Here is a 13,805-nt window from a genome sequence, read left to right as displayed (position 1 = left end):
CGGATGACGGCCGCGCCTCCCTTCCTCCTCATCGGCAACGCGGAGAACCGCCGCGTTGCCCTCTTCCAGGAGGCGCTGGTCCGCCAGGGGCTCCCCGCCGCGCGCGTGGTGCCCTGGGTGGAGCTGCTCGCCAACCCCGGGCTCCTCGCCGACCTGCCGGACACGGAGACGCTGGTCCGCATCGACTCTGCGGGCGAGAGCTGGGACGTGGAGCGGGCCCTGCTCAAGCGAGGTTACCCGGACGCACAGGAGGCCGGCTGCGCCAGTGTCACTCCGGCCCAGGTGGACGCGCTGGAGTACGACCACGGGCTCATCCTCTGCCCCCGCCAGTACCACCTGGGCTTCCTCGAGGTACTGGCGGAGCTGCAAGCCAGCTTCGCGGCGCACCCGCGCTGGAAGGTGCTCCAGTCGCCCGCGAGCATCGCGGATCTCTTCGACAAGCGCGTCACCTCGCGAAAGTACGCGGCGCTGGGCGTGCCCGTGCCCGAGCCGCTGGAAGGCGTCACGGACCCGGAGTCGCTGCGCGAGCGGATGCGCGAGCAGGACTGCCGCGAGGTATTCGTGAAGCTGTCCTGTGGCTCGTCGGCGTCATGCCTGGCCATCTTCCGGCTGGGGCGCTCCCGGGACACGCTGGTCACCACCATCGAGCAGGCGGCGACGGGCTGGTACAACTCGCTGAAGGTCCGCCGCATCGACGAGCCCGCGCGGGTGGATGAGGTGCTCACCTTCCTCCTGGCCGAGGGCTCCCAGGTGGAGCACTCGATTCCCAAGGCCCGGCTGGGCGGCGACTACTTCGACTGCCGGGTGTTGATGGTGCGCGGCGAGCCGGCCTTCACGGTGGTGCGTCAGAGCCGGCACCCGATTACCAACCTGCACCTCGGCGGCTGGCGCGGGGACGTGGACGAATTGCGCGCGGCGGTGCCTCCGAACGAGCTGGCGGATGCCCTGGAGAGCTGCCGCACCGTGGCGCGCGCACACGACTGCCTGCACGTGGGCATCGACCTCATGTACGAGGAGCACTTCACCGGGCACCGCGTGCTGGAGGCGAACGCCTTCGGAGACCTGCTGCCCAACCTGCGCCGCGACGGCCTCACCGTGTACGAGTGGGAGATTCGAGAGGCCCTGAGCTCTCTCGGCACGCCTGCCTCAGGGCCGTGAGCCGGGCACGGACCTCCACAGCGGCGTCGCGGGCACGCGCTCCAGGATGCCGGAGCCGAACACGCAGTCCAGCTCCAGGTACTCCAGGTGCACGTAGCCGATGTGGCACCCGCACGTCGCCTTCGAGCACGCACGGGGCCGCAGCGCCGAGTCGAAGTCCGGCGTGTAGATGTTCCCAATCGGCTCGTCGATGAAGTGGCACCGGCGCGCGGTGCCCTCCCCGTCCACGGAGATGACGGACTCTCCGCCCCGGCACGCCCGGCCCAGGCTGGGGTGACGCGTGTTGTTCACGGGGAAGAGCGGGTCCACGCGGGTGAAGCGCTGGAGGTCCTCGGACGTGTACGGCTCCTCCTGCCCGTCCTTCACCGCGTTGATCCACAGGTACGTGTCCGGGGGCAGCTCGGCGCGCAGGGCCTCGGCCTCCTCGGCGAAGCGCGTGAAGCCCACCATGCCGGCGCTGTGCCGCACGCCGAGCGAGGACAGCGTCTCGCACTGGGCCACGAAGCGGCGGCGCTTCATCCACTCGGGATGGAAGGTGGCCCAGATGCCCAGCTTCTCCACGCGGCAGCTCCGCACCCAGTCCAGCGTGCAGGACAGGTTCGTCTGCACGGCGGCGCGCTCAACGTGCTCCAGGTGCGTCAGCCGGGCGAGCGCCTCCTGGTACCAGGGCCAGATGAGGGCCTCGCCCCACGGCGTGAAGAACACGGAGAGGCGCAGGTCCTTGCGCGACTCCACCCACGCCATGAACCGCGCCAGGTCCGCGCGGTCCTTGGCGAGCTCCTCCTCGCTCTGCTTCCACTTGCCGAAGGGGCAGTACTCGCAGCCGAAGTTGCAGCCGGACAGCGGGCCCCGGTAGAGCACGGTGAGCTTCATCGCCAGGCGTACTCCCGCATCATCTCGCGCACCCCTTCCGAGTGCAGCCAGGGGCCAATCAGGTCCGAGCGCTCCACGCCCGCCTCGGTGAGCCGGAATGCGCCCTCCACGCGGCGTCCCAGCCCGTGCGCCTCCAGCTCCGCCAATTCGGGGAAGTCCGCCAGCGCGTCGGAGTGGAAGCGCTCACGGTACGTGGCCAGGTCCACGCCATCCGCCAGCAGTGACAGGAGCATGTACCGCCGCTTCCGCTCCGCCGCTTCCAGCCGGAAGCCGTAGCCCACCTCGCCGAAGGACGCCTCGGTGCGCTCGCTGTAGGAGGCGATGATGGAGCGCACCTCGCGCGAGCCCACCGCGTACTCGGACGAGTAGTGCACGCCGCCTGTGTACGAGCGCGCTCCGCAGCCCAGGCCCACCATGCCGTCCTCCTGGCAGCGGTACACGGGGCCGCCCGCGTCCGGCGCGTGCTTCGCGCGGAACATGCGCATGGAGACCTGCGTGTAGCCCTGGGACAGGAGGAAGTCGCGGCCGGCGCGGTAGAGCGACAGCCGCAGGTCGTCCCACGCGCGAGCCTTCTTGCCGAGGAACGTCAGGGGACGCACGTAGAGCGGATAGAGGTACAGCTCCTCGGGGTTGAAGCGGAGGGCGGCGCGCAGGGAGAAGAGGAAGCTCTCCACCGTCTGCCCCTCCATCCCGTAGATGAGGTCGATGTTCAGCGTGGGGAAGCCGGTGGAGCGGATGAGGTCCAGCGCGGCCTCCACCTGCGCGGTCTGCTGGGGCCGCTTCACCGCGGCCACCTCCGCCTCGATGAAGCTCTGCACGCCAATGCTCACCCGGTCCGCGCCGCGCGAGCGCAGCACGCGGAGCTTCTCCGCGTCCACCGTCTCCGGCGACACCTCCACGGAGACGGGAATCTGCTTCATGTCCGCGCCCATGACGCCTTCCATGAGGTCGAACACGGTGTTGAGGCCGGCCACGTCGAGCAGCGTGGGCGTGCCGCCGCCAATCGCGGCGCGAGCGAAGGTGGCGGGGCCCAGGGCCTGCTTCACCCGGCGCGTCTCCCGGACGAGCCCGCCGAGGTACCCGTCCACCACGTCCTGCTTCGGCCCGGCGGCGGTGAAGAGGTTGCAGAAGCCGCAGCGCATCTCGCAGAAGGGCACGTGGAGGTAGAGGAACAGCGCGTCGCGCCGCTCCTCCGCCCAGACGGACTCCAGGGGGAGCGCGGGGGTGAAGGGCCGGTAGGCCGTCTTGTGCGGGTAGCCGTAGAGGTACGCCACGTAGGGCGTCTCTTCCAGCATCTGCTCCAGGCGCGTCATGGTGCGGTGTCTCGATTCAGCGGGAACTCAGCGTAGGGCACCGTCCACACGACGGGGTGGCCCAGGCGGTGGCCGGTATAGCCGTCCTCGCCATAGGCCGTCCCATGGTCCGAGCAGACGATGCAGAAGGCGGGCCCCCGTCGCCGCAGGGCGGCGAAGAGGGGCGGAAGCTGGCGGTCCACGTACTCCAGCGCCGCGGCATGCGAGGCGCGCGAGTCCTGGGTGGCGCCGGGCAGGTAGTGCCGGTTGGGCTGGTGCAGCGCGGACACGTTGATGAAGAGGAAGACGCGCTGCTCCCGAGGCAGCGCGTCCAGACGGCTCACGGCGAGCGCCACCTGGTGCTCCGTGGAGCGCGGGTCCGTCACGCCCATCTCGCGGCTCCAGTGACTCTCCGCGAAGAGGCCGGGGAGCACGCTGCCCAGCGGGTTGCGCTTGTTGAAGAAGCCGACGCCGCCGATGCAGACGGTGTGGTAGCCGCGCCCGGCGAGCCCGGTGACGAGGTCCGGCGCGTCGATGACACAGGTGCCCGGGGCCGTTGTCTCACTGCCCTCGAAGCGCATGGCGAACAGGCGCGGGTGGAGGCCGGGCGTGACGGGGGTGGGCAGGAAGCCGGCGAAGAAGGCGTGGTGCGCGGCGTAGGTGAAGCTGGCGGGCGAGTGGCGCTGCTCCCAGCGGCCCCCGGGCATCAGCGCCGTGAGGTGGGGCGTGCGCCCCTGGGCGGCCAGCTCCTCGGCCACGTCATAGCGGAGGGTATCCAGGGTGAGGAACAGCAGGTCGTGCGAGCCGACCACGGCGTTCATGTCCATCGCGCCAGCACCCCGCGAAGCGCCTCGGGTTGGCCCACGACACGCTCCACGGTGAACGTGGGCGGTGGCAGCCCCTGTGGCCACGGGCGCCCGTGGGAGACCCAGCACGTGGACATGCCCAGGCGGGCGGCGCCGACGATGTCCCGCTCCGGGTCGTCCCCGACGTGGAGCACCTCCTCGGGAGCACGGTCCACCCGCGCGAGCGCCGCGAGGAAGATGCGGGCGTCCGGCTTCTCCGCGCCGACCTCGCCGGAGAGGAAGACGTCCGGAAGGTGCGCCGTGAGGAAGGCACGCTCCAGCTTCGCGCGCTGCACGCGGCCCGAGCCATTGGACACCACCGCCACGGGGGCGCGCTTCCGCAGGCCCTCCACGAGCACCAGCGTTCCCACGCTGGGAACGACCAGGGTGGGCAGCAGTGTGGACATGTCGTCCCAGAGCTCCTCGGGCGACAGCGCCAGGGCCGGAAAGGTGTCCGTCACGCGGCGGCAGAAGACGGTGCGGTCGGTGGAACCTCGCCCGTCGAGCGCGTGAAATTCGGCCACGTCCTCGGCCCGGCGGGACGCGGGGAACGCGGCCGGGTGGCGGTCGATGAGGTCCTCGACGTAGCTGGCGAAGGCGCCGGCACGGTCGATCAGCGTGTCATCCAGGTCGAAGAAGACGGCCCGGGGCCGCATCCGGGGACTCCTCCCGAGGGGCCCAGAGAATACGCGGCCTTGCGTCGGTGGAACAGGCCTACGGCGGCCTCGGGACTACCTCGCGCCGAGCAGGACCTGCACGGGGCGCCACCCGACGCTCGCGTAGGTCCGGGTGGGCTTGGAGGCCGCGGGCCCCCGCGGAGACTGGGGCCGCGCACCGCCCCAGCAGGCCGGCACCATCCACAGGAGCGCTCCCAGCACGACGCACACCGCCCCCAGCAAGAATGGATTGGTGTGGGACATGGCACTCCTCCTTCGGCCGGTACGGCCAGGGCCGCCCCTCGTGGAACGGTCCTGGCGGCGGCGCATATCGGCACGCCCGGCGCGCGTGCACGTCCCTGAACACCGGCCGGGCCGGAAGGTGTCACCCGCCCCCTTGCCGCGCCCCGTCGTACTCCACCAGCGCCCGGACGACGTCCTCCTGGGAGTCCGTCAGCATGAGGTAGCGCGCGTACTCCTGCCCCTGGGCGAGCAGCGCCAGCAGCGGGTACACGGGGCGCGTGCGCGTCCAGAACTCGGTGCCCAGGAAGATCATCGGGCTGATGACGCCCACGGAGTTGTAGTGATTCTGACAGGCGTCCTGGAAGATCTCCTGGATGGTGCCCGCGCTGCCCGGCGCGTAGACGATGCCGCCGCGCGCAATCGTGAGCAGACCGTCCTCGCGCACGCTGTTGGCGAAGTACTTGGCGATGTACGTGGCGAAGGGATTGGGCGGCTCGTGCCCGTAGTGCCACGTGGGGATGCCCAGGCTGTCGCAGTAGGGCCTGTCACCGTCACGCAGGGGGAATGCGCCGCGCACCTCGAAGGCGCGGGCCAGCCACTCGCGGTCCGTGTAGCTGGGAGCCTTCGCGAGCATGGCGAGCGCGGCGTCCAGCTCCGCCTCGGTGCGCCGGGCGAACCAGGCGCCGACGTGGGTGGCCTCCATGGCGCCAGGGCCGCCGCCGCTGACCATGAAGAAGCCGCGCTGCGTCAGCTCGCGAGCCAGCGCCGCCACGGCGCGGTAGTCCGGCTGGCCCCGCTTCATGGAGTGGCCGCCCATGATGGCCACCACCTTGCGAGCCCCACCGTTCGCGAGGAGCAGGTCCTCCATCGCATCGGTGACGGCATGGTCATGGAGCCGCTGCGACAGCGTCTCCAGCAGCGTCGGCGGGCTGCCCCGGCCATGGGTGGCCCAGTGCGCGTAGATGCGGGCATCCGGCGTCTCGGCATACGTCTCCGGCCGCGCCGGGTCGAAACCCGCATAGAGCTCCTCGGGCGAGTAGACCGCGCCGCGATAGGGCAGGTACGGCAGCCCGGAGAATGGCGGGAACACCATGGCCCCGTGTGCGAGCGCCGCGCTCAGCGCATCCTTCTCCAGCTCACAGCCGAGGAAGACGGTGCCGGCAAGCTCGGCGGAGGCCAGCTCCCGGGTGTACCTCCGCAGGTCCAGTCCCTGGATGACGACGTTGGCCAGGTGCGCCCCCGAGCGCAGGTGCAGCTCGAAGGCCTCGATGGTTTCTATCTCGATCACACGCGGAGGATTCCACGCCTTGCCCCCGAGACGGTAGGGCTTCCTCGGTCGCTAGAAGAGGACGACCATGGTCCCCTCCGGAATCCGTTCATACAGCGACGCGATGTCCGGATTGTGCATCACCACGCAGCCCCAGGACAGCCGCCCGCCGCTCTCCGCCAGCGTCCAGTCCCCCGCCCAACCGTGCAGGCCGATGCCGCTGCCCAGCCGCGTGGAGGCCACCGTGTTCCGCCGCGCGGCCCATTCGAGGGCAATCTTCTCGCGCGTCTTCGCATCGACAAAGCCCGAGGCCACGCCCCGTTCCGCGTCCCAGGGATTCGGATAGTTCACCCGAATCCAGTGCCCGCCATAGAAGGCCGAGTACGGCCCGGGGATGTCGCCCCGCAGCTTCTGGGTGACGAAGTACATGCCCTTCGGCGTGCGGTTGTCGCCGCGCACCTCCTTGGCACCGGCCGCCTGACCGAAGCTCACCTCCTTGCGCGCCAGCTCGCGCCCCCGTGCGTACAGCCGGAGCTGGAAGTCGTCGTGCGAGATGAGCAGCAGCGACGGCTCCTCCGCGGGCAGCAGCAGCCGCTCCCGCAGGGCGGTGAAGCGCCGGGCCTCGGCGGCGGACAGGCGCCGCCCTGAATGCAGCGTCACGGCGGGCCGGGCCTTCTCCCCCACCCGCCCCAGCACCTGCCCACGCGTGACGAGCGTCCCCGGGCGCAGCGCCACTCCGTCCAACCCCGAGTACTCCGACCGGGCACGCAGCAGCGCATGGTTCTCGTAGTAGAGGTGCTCCAGCACCACGGAGCGCCCGTCGGCCCCCACCTCCGCCACCCGGCCACGAGCCAGCGCGCGGACCTCGCTCCCCGCGCGAGCCGTCTGGCCGTCGGGCATGGGAGCAAAGCCCTCGGCGGGTGGATGCGGGGGACGCAGGTACGCCTCGAACGCATCAGGAGCGGGCGCCGCCGGAGCAACGGACGGGAGCCCCAGCGAGCAGGTCAGCAGCACGACGAGACGGAGCCGGGAGAGGGCCAGGGCAGGCACGAAAGGTGGACACTCGGGCCCCGCCCGGGGTTCCGTCAACGTCGTGCGTCGAGAGCGCGCAGTGCCGCCTCCGCCTGGAGCTGCTCCGAGCGGGCGCCCACGGCGGCGGCATCCTGGGCGGCGAGCTGGAGCTGTCGCCCGGCCTCCTCCAACTCCCCCAGCCGAAGCTGCGCGCGGCCCAGGGCGCAGCGGAGCAGCGACTTCAGCTTGCGGTCCCCCAGCATCGCGGCGAGCTGGAGTCCGCGCACGGCGTCCTCCTTCGCCAGCTCCGGCGCGTCCGCCTGCGTGTGCAGCAGCGCCAGCCCATGGTGGGTGTACGCCATGCCCCAGCGGTCCCCGGTGCGCGACTTGAGGTCCAGCGCGAGCTGGAAGAAGTGCGTCGCGCGCTCCCGGTCTCCCGCGCGCGCGTGGGCATTGCCCAGACTGAAGAGCGCGATGGAGTGCTCCCACGTGTCCCCGGCGAGCTCGCTCCAGCGCAGCACCGCGAGGTACTCCACGGTCGCCTGCTCCGGATGCCCCTGGCCCATCAACACATTGCCCATGGCCCGGTGCAGGGAGGCCTCCACGCTGGCCCGCGAGGGCCCATTCTCCAGAGAGGCCAGCCGCAGCCGCTCCCGCGCGAGGCGCAGCCGCGCAGCGGCCTGCTCGAAGCGCCCCAGCCCACAGAGCGCGAGCGAGGCGAGCCCATCCAGCGACGCGGCCACCAGGGGCACGGCCTCCACCCCCTCGCGCGAGCCCTCCTCCGCCAACGCAACCACCTCGTCGAAGCGGCCGAGCGCGAGCAGCACCGAGGTCAGCTTCTGCAGTCTCCGCGCCCGGTCCACCAGCAGGGGCTCCGGCGCCTCCACGTCGAGCGCGCGGGCCGTGCGCCAGGCGGACTCCGCGTCCTCACGGGCGCCAGCGAGCCGGTGCGCATCCCCCTTGCGTTCCCAGAGCACGCGCTGCCATTCCCGCGCCGCGGTGGACTCCAGCCCCGCCGCCAGGCCCAGTGAGAAGCGGTACACCGCGAGCGCGGAGCCTGTCTCCAGCGCCGCGCGGTTCCACCCCGCGAGCTCCAGCAGGTGCGGCAGCGCCCGCTCCGGCACGTCCGCCGCGAGCCAGTGCCGGGAGAGCTCCGAGCAGGCCCGGCGCCGCAGCTCCACGGGCAGGGACTCATAGGCCTCCGCGGCCCGGTGATGCAGCGCCTGCGTGTCCTCGGCGGTGCTGTCCGGGGACACCTCCGCGGGCTCGAGCGCCCACGTGCACCGCCCCCCCGCGACGGCCCGAAGCCACCCTCCCATCTCCAGCGGCGCGAGCGACGTGTAGCCGCCGACGAGCGCCCCCAGCACGGGGCGCGGAAACGAAGGCCCGAGCACGAAGGCCGCCTGGAGCGCCTCGCGCTGCTCGGGGGACAGCCCCTCCAACCGTGCGGAGAGCGCCGCCTCGCCCGAGTCCGGCACCGGCGCTTCGGGGTGCTCCTCGTGGAGGGTGATGGCGTGCAGCAGGTGCAGCGGATGTCCGGTGCCCGCGTGCAACAGGGCTTCACGCACCTGGGGTGTCATGGCGGTCCGCGAACGCACGCGCTGCTCCAGCAGGGACCTGGAGTCGTCGTCGGAGAGCGGCCCCAACGTGAGCACCTCGGACGCCAGCGGCACCGGCGCCGTCCCCCCGGGGCGCTGCAGGGCGAGCAACAACATGGACGTGTGCGAGAGGCGAGAGACCAGCACCTCGACGAGCGCATGGCTGAGCGGGTCCGCGTACTGCCAGTCCTCCAGGATGAGCAGGCGTGGACGGCGGTGTGGCAGGAGCGCATGGCAGAGGGCATCCAACAGCGCGGTGCGCTCGGCGGAGAGGCTCGCGGGAACGCCCTGCCGCTCACGGCCTTCCACGAACCGCGCGAGCAGCGCCTCCTCCTCGCTGGATACCCGCCCCACCCCGGGCGCTGGCTGCAACGCGCGCGTCCCCTCCAGCAGCTCGCGGAACGGGCCACCCGGGGTGCCGGGGAGGGCCACGCCACTGCCCTCCCACACCTCGAAGCCCTCGCCGACCAGCTCCTCGACGAGCGCGTCCTTCAGCCGCGACTTGCCCAGGCCCGCCTCGCCCACCAGCCACGCCGCGCGCCCAAGCCCGCGCCGCGCCTCCGCAGCCAAGGACCGCAGCCGCCCCCGCTGCACGGCGCGTCCGACAAGTGGGGGCTGACAGGTGCCGGTCGCCCACCTGCGCACCGGTGCGCCCCGTGGGGGCCCGGGTGGGGTGAAGGGACACGCGAGAGTCCCCACCGGAATTCGAGCGCCGCAGGCCACACAGATGCCCGAGGACGGGGCCATGGCCACCTCCCAATCGAAGAATGATGCGGTGTGGATGGAGCGCCGAGCCCTCGCGTTCTCGGTGCGACCCGGCTGTTTTAACGCCCTGCGAGTCCCGCGCGCCTCGCGCCTCGGGGCTGTGCGACTGTCGGCTTCACGCCGTGTTTGCTGGCCGGAAGTTGCACGCACCTCCTGCGCATCCATGTCTCGCCCTCTTTTCCGTAGAGCAAGCAGGCATGTTCAGCATGTGTTGAGTACGAAATACATTTCATCGATACTCGTTACCCGTCTCAGCGCGGCAGCCCACCGCCGCGTCCTTGGAGAAGACCCACAATCACAAAGTCAGACATCCGCCCGCCTGCTCTCCGCGGCGCGGCTTCACCCCCCGTCTGTCTTCACCCCAGAGAGCCCCCATGAAGAAGACCCTCCTGCTGGTTGGAACCCTGCTTGCCGGCTGTGGCGCATACGACGCCGGCACCGAAGCGGGTGAGGCTCCCGAAACGATGGAATCCTCGGCCGCGGACCTCACCGCGACGAACTGCACGCAGCTCACGGCCGCCTCGGTCCTCGCCAGCGGCAACGACGGCAACGTGCCGGCGAACACGATGGACGACCGGCTCGACACCCGGTGGAGCAACCTCGGCAAGGGGTCGTGGATCGACTACGACCTGGGCGCCACGAAGACGGTCGGCGGTATCGCCATCGCCTGGCACGGCGGCAACACCCGCGCCAACACCTTCTCGGTGTCCGTCTCCCCGGACGGCATCACCTATACGCCCGTCTTCTCCGGTAAGAGCACCGGCACCTCGACGGCGGCGGAGACCTACACCTTCACGGCCACCTCCGCGCGCCGGGTGCGCATCACCGTCAACGGCAACACCCTCAACGACTGGGCCAGCATCGCCGAGGCACGCGCCTGCGCCGGCTCCGTGACGACGCCCCCTCCGACGACTCCGCCGCCCACGGGCGCCAGCGTGGTCTGGGTGGGTGACTTCGAGACGGGCACCCGCTCGCAGTGGAGCAGCACGCAGATGGTGAACGCGGACCGGCTGGCCGTGGTGTCCTCGCCGATGCGCCAGGGCCGCTACGCCCTCAAGGCCACGGTGAAGCAGGGCGACGACCCCATCAACTCCAGCGGCAACCGCAACGAGTTGGTGCGGATGACGCGCGAGGCGGTGGGCTCGGAGTACTACTACCGCTGGAGCACGATGTTCGACTCCACCTTCCCCAGCGCGAAGACGTGGCAGCTCTTCACGCAGTGGCACCATGAGGGCAGCTCGGGCTCACCGCCGGTGGAGTTCCTGGTCTACGGCGAGGAGATCCGCCTCAACATCGGTGGCAACCCGGGTGTGATTGTCTGGCGCACGCCGCTGGTGCGCGGCCAGTGGCAGGACTTCATCTTCCACGTGAAGTGGTCGCCGAACTCCAGCGTGGGCTTCGTGGAGCTGTACCTCAACGGGAAGCTCGTGCTGCCCAAGCGCTTCATCGCCACGCAGTTCTCCGGGCAGCTCAACTACCTGAAGGTGGGCCTGTACCGGAGCGACACGGTGGCGCAGACGGGCATCGTCTACCACGACGGGTGGCTGATGGCCCGCAGCCTCCAGGACGTCCTCAGCCCGACGTCGGTCGTCACCGCGCCGTAGCGGCTGCCTGACAGCGAACAGCGAAACGTTCCCGGGCCGGAGGCCGTGCACCCGCGCGGCCCCGGCCCGGAGTAGTTTCGGGGCATGTCCCAGACACTGCTGGTCGTCCATGTCCATGTCCACGTGAAGCCGGAGCACGTGGACGCGTTCCGCGAGGCCACCCTGGCCAATGCGCGACAGAGCGTGAAGGAACCCGGCATCACCCGCTTCGACGTCATCCAGGACACCGAGGACCCGACACGCTTCGTGCTCGTGGAGGTGTACCGGACGGCGCAGGCTCCGGCGGCGCACAAGGAGACGGCCCACTACCTCACCTGGCGCGACACGGTGGCGCCGATGATGGCGGAGCCGCGCACCAGCCGGAAGTACGTCAACCGCTTCCCCGACGACGCCGGGTGGTGACGTGAGCGGCCCCTCCTTCGAGTTCGCCACCGCCACGCGCATCGTCTTCGGCCCGGGCCGGCTCTCGGAAGCCCCCGAGGCGGTGCGGGGCCTGGGCGGAAGCCGGGTGCTGCTCGTCACGGGCAGGGACCCTTCCCGGGCCAGGACGCTGCATGAAGCGCTGGAGCGGCTCGGCCTGCCCGTGCGTGTCTTCCCGGTGGAGGGCGAGCCCACGGTGGAGCTTGCACGGGAAGGAACGGCCGCCGCGCTGGAGGCCCGCTGTGACGCGGTGGTGGCGTTTGGGGGTGGCAGCGCGCTGGACGCGGGCAAGGCCATCGCGGCGCTGGCCGCCAATGGCGGCGACCCGCTGGACTACCTGGAGGTCATCGGCCGGGGGAAGCCACTCACGCGCCCTTCCCTGCCCTTCGTGGCCATTCCCACCACCGCGGGCACGGGCTCGGAGGTGACGCGCAACGCGGTGCTGGGCTCGAAGGAAGCGAAGGTGAAGGCCAGCCTGCGCAGCCCGCACATGCTGCCGCGTGTGGCCCTGGTGGACCCGGACCTGCTGACCGGAGCCCCGGCCGCGGTGCTGGCCTCCAGCGGGCTGGATGCGCTGTCGCAGCTCCTCGAGCCCTTTCTCTCCGCGAGGGCCAATCCGCTCACGGACTCACTGGCGCGTGAAGGCCTGCGCCGCTCGGCCCGCTCCCTGCGGCGCGCGGTGCTGGACGGGCCGGACTCGACGGCTCGCGAGGACCTGGCGCTGGCCAGCCTCTTCGGCGGGCTGTGTCTCGCGAACTCCGGGCTGGGCGCGGTGCATGGCTTCGCGGCGCCGGTGGGCGGCATGTTCGAGGCGCCGCATGGCGCGGTGTGCGCGGCGCTGCTGCCCGCCGTGCTGGACGTGAACCTGCGGGCCCTGCGCGCCCGCGCGCCGGAGCACCCGGCGGTGCCGCGCTTCCAGGAGGTGGCGGTGCTGCTGACGGGCCGGCCGGACGCGCGCGCCGAGGAGGCCCTCGCGTGGGTGGAGGACCTGTGCGCGGCGCTGCGCGTGCCGGGCCTCGGGCGTTATGGACTGACGGCGGCGGAAGTCCCGGCGCTGGTGGCGAAGGCGAAGGCCGCGAGCAGCATGAAGGCCAATCCCCTGGTGCTCACGGACGCGGAGCTCACGGAGATTGCCACCCGTTCGATGTAGCCTGCTGGTGGAAACCACGGAGACCCATGCAAGACATCGACATCAAGACCCCCGAAGGCACGATGGACGCGAAGCTGTTCCAGCCGGAGGGCAATGGCCCCTGGCCCGCGGTCATCCTGCTGACGGACGCATTTGGAATCCGGCCCGTCTTCGAGCAGATGGCGCACCGGCTCGCGAAGGAGGGCTACGTCGTCCTGCTGCCCAACGTCTTCTACCGGGAGGGCCATACGTCGAAGCTGGACCTCCAGGGCTCCTTCGAGGACGAGGTGTTCCGCAAGCGCATCTACGCGCTCATCGGCGGGCTGACGCCCGAGCGGCTCGAGGTCGACGCCGCCGCGGAGCTCGACTTCCTCGGCCGGCAGCCCCAGGTGAAGGGGAAGAAGGTGGGCGTGGCGGGGTACTGCATGAGCGGCGGCATTGCCGTGCGCATGGCGGCGGACTTCCCGGACCGCATCGGCGCGGCGGCCTCGTCCCATGGCGGGCGGCTGGCCACGGACGCGCCCGAGAGTCCCCACCGGCTGGTCGGCAAGGTGAAGGGCGAGCTGTACTTCGGCCATGCGGACAATGATGGCTCCATGCCTGCCGAGGCCATCCAGAAGCTGGAGACGTCCCTGAAGGAGTCCGGCGTCAAGCACCGCTCCGAGCTCTTCACGGGCGCGCGCCATGGCTACGCGGTGGCGGGCTCGGCCGCGTATGACAAGGACGCGTCCGAGAAGCACTGGCAGCGGCTGCTGGACCTGTTCCACCGGACGCTGCGGGACTGAGCTGATCCGGCTCGCTGTTTCCGGGCCAACACCTCCTCGCCGACCTCGGGGCTCACAGCCGTCAGCTTGGCGACGGTTCAACCCCGGGTCGGGTGGGTGATTGTCTTGTCCAGAAGCAGGACAATACCTATCCCCTTCGCATGAGCACCCAGCCGAGGA

Annotated in this window: 13 protein-coding genes; 5 read left to right on the top strand and 8 right to left on the bottom strand. The window is 71.1% G+C overall.

The window, feature by feature from the left end:
• The first annotated feature begins 3 nt into the window (after window positions 1-3).
• Window positions 4-1,158: an STM4014 family protein gene (locus tag G4D85_RS26970; RefSeq protein WP_164016877.1), complete on the top strand. Its 1,155-nt coding sequence runs from the start codon at window positions 4-6 to the stop codon at window positions 1,156-1,158.
• Here the strand turns inward: G4D85_RS26970 and G4D85_RS26965 are convergent.
• The 8 genes from G4D85_RS26965 to G4D85_RS26930 form a co-directional block, all read right to left on the bottom strand.
• Window positions 1,147-2,031 carry an STM4011 family radical SAM protein gene (locus tag G4D85_RS26965; RefSeq protein WP_164016876.1) on the bottom strand — a complete coding sequence of 295 codons (885 nt, stop codon included), beginning with the start codon at window positions 2,029-2,031 and terminating at the stop codon, window positions 1,147-1,149. The two genes, G4D85_RS26970 and G4D85_RS26965, sit on opposite strands and share 12 nt — an antisense overlap.
• Window positions 2,028-3,344 carry an STM4012 family radical SAM protein gene (locus G4D85_RS26960; RefSeq protein WP_164016875.1) on the bottom strand — a complete coding sequence of 439 codons (1,317 nt, stop codon included), beginning with the start codon at window positions 3,342-3,344 and terminating at the stop codon, window positions 2,028-2,030. Before G4D85_RS26960 ends, G4D85_RS26965 begins: the two co-directional genes overlap by 4 nt.
• Window positions 3,341-4,150 carry an STM4013/SEN3800 family hydrolase gene (locus G4D85_RS26955; RefSeq protein WP_164016874.1) on the bottom strand — a complete coding sequence of 270 codons (810 nt, stop codon included), beginning with the start codon at window positions 4,148-4,150 and terminating at the stop codon, window positions 3,341-3,343. The genes G4D85_RS26960 and G4D85_RS26955 overlap by 4 nt, the downstream gene beginning before the upstream one ends.
• Window positions 4,141-4,824: an HAD family hydrolase gene (locus G4D85_RS26950; RefSeq protein WP_164016873.1), complete on the bottom strand. Its 684-nt coding sequence runs from the start codon at window positions 4,822-4,824 to the stop codon at window positions 4,141-4,143. Before G4D85_RS26950 ends, G4D85_RS26955 begins: the two co-directional genes overlap by 10 nt.
• 75 nt (window positions 4,825-4,899) lie before the next feature.
• Window positions 4,900-5,088, bottom strand: a complete 189-nt coding sequence (locus G4D85_RS26945; protein ID WP_164016872.1) for a hypothetical protein — start codon at window positions 5,086-5,088, stop codon at window positions 4,900-4,902.
• 121 nt (window positions 5,089-5,209) lie between these two features.
• Window positions 5,210-6,355: an LOG family protein gene (locus G4D85_RS26940; RefSeq protein WP_164016871.1), complete on the bottom strand. Its 1,146-nt coding sequence runs from the start codon at window positions 6,353-6,355 to the stop codon at window positions 5,210-5,212.
• Between the two features lie 51 nt (window positions 6,356-6,406).
• Window positions 6,407-7,384, bottom strand: coding sequence for a L,D-transpeptidase family protein (locus G4D85_RS26935; RefSeq protein WP_164016870.1), 978 nt, complete (start codon window positions 7,382-7,384; stop codon window positions 6,407-6,409).
• A 35-nt stretch (window positions 7,385-7,419) separates the two neighbouring features.
• Window positions 7,420-9,690, bottom strand: a complete 2,271-nt coding sequence (locus G4D85_RS26930) for an AAA family ATPase (protein ID WP_164016869.1) — start codon at window positions 9,688-9,690, stop codon at window positions 7,420-7,422.
• Between the two features lie 392 nt (window positions 9,691-10,082).
• On the opposite strand from G4D85_RS26930, the gene G4D85_RS26925 reads away from it, so the two are divergent.
• The 4 genes from G4D85_RS26925 (at window position 10,083) to G4D85_RS26910 (ending at window position 13,646) form a co-directional block, all read left to right on the top strand.
• Entirely contained in the window at window positions 10,083-11,312 is a 1,230-nt protein-coding gene (locus G4D85_RS26925) for a heparin lyase I family protein (protein ID WP_164016868.1), read from the top strand.
• A gap of 84 nt (window positions 11,313-11,396) precedes the next feature.
• Window positions 11,397-11,714 carry a putative quinol monooxygenase gene (locus tag G4D85_RS26920; RefSeq protein ID WP_164016867.1) on the top strand — a complete coding sequence of 106 codons (318 nt, stop codon included), beginning with the start codon at window positions 11,397-11,399 and terminating at the stop codon, window positions 11,712-11,714.
• 1 nt (window position 11,715) lies between these two features.
• Complete coding sequence (locus tag G4D85_RS26915) at window positions 11,716-12,882, top strand: iron-containing alcohol dehydrogenase (protein ID WP_164016866.1); 1,167 nt, start codon at window positions 11,716-11,718, stop codon at window positions 12,880-12,882.
• 26 nt (window positions 12,883-12,908) lie between these two features.
• On the top strand, window positions 12,909-13,646 hold the full coding sequence (locus G4D85_RS26910) for a dienelactone hydrolase family protein (protein WP_164016865.1): 738 nt from the start codon (window positions 12,909-12,911) through the stop codon (window positions 13,644-13,646).
• The last annotated feature ends 159 nt before the right edge of the window (window positions 13,647-13,805 follow it).

It is taken from the genome of Pyxidicoccus trucidator (assembly GCF_010894435.1).
GTDB classification, from domain to species: domain Bacteria; phylum Myxococcota; class Myxococcia; order Myxococcales; family Myxococcaceae; genus Myxococcus; species Myxococcus trucidator.
This window is presented reverse-complemented; position numbering and strand designations above follow the sequence as displayed.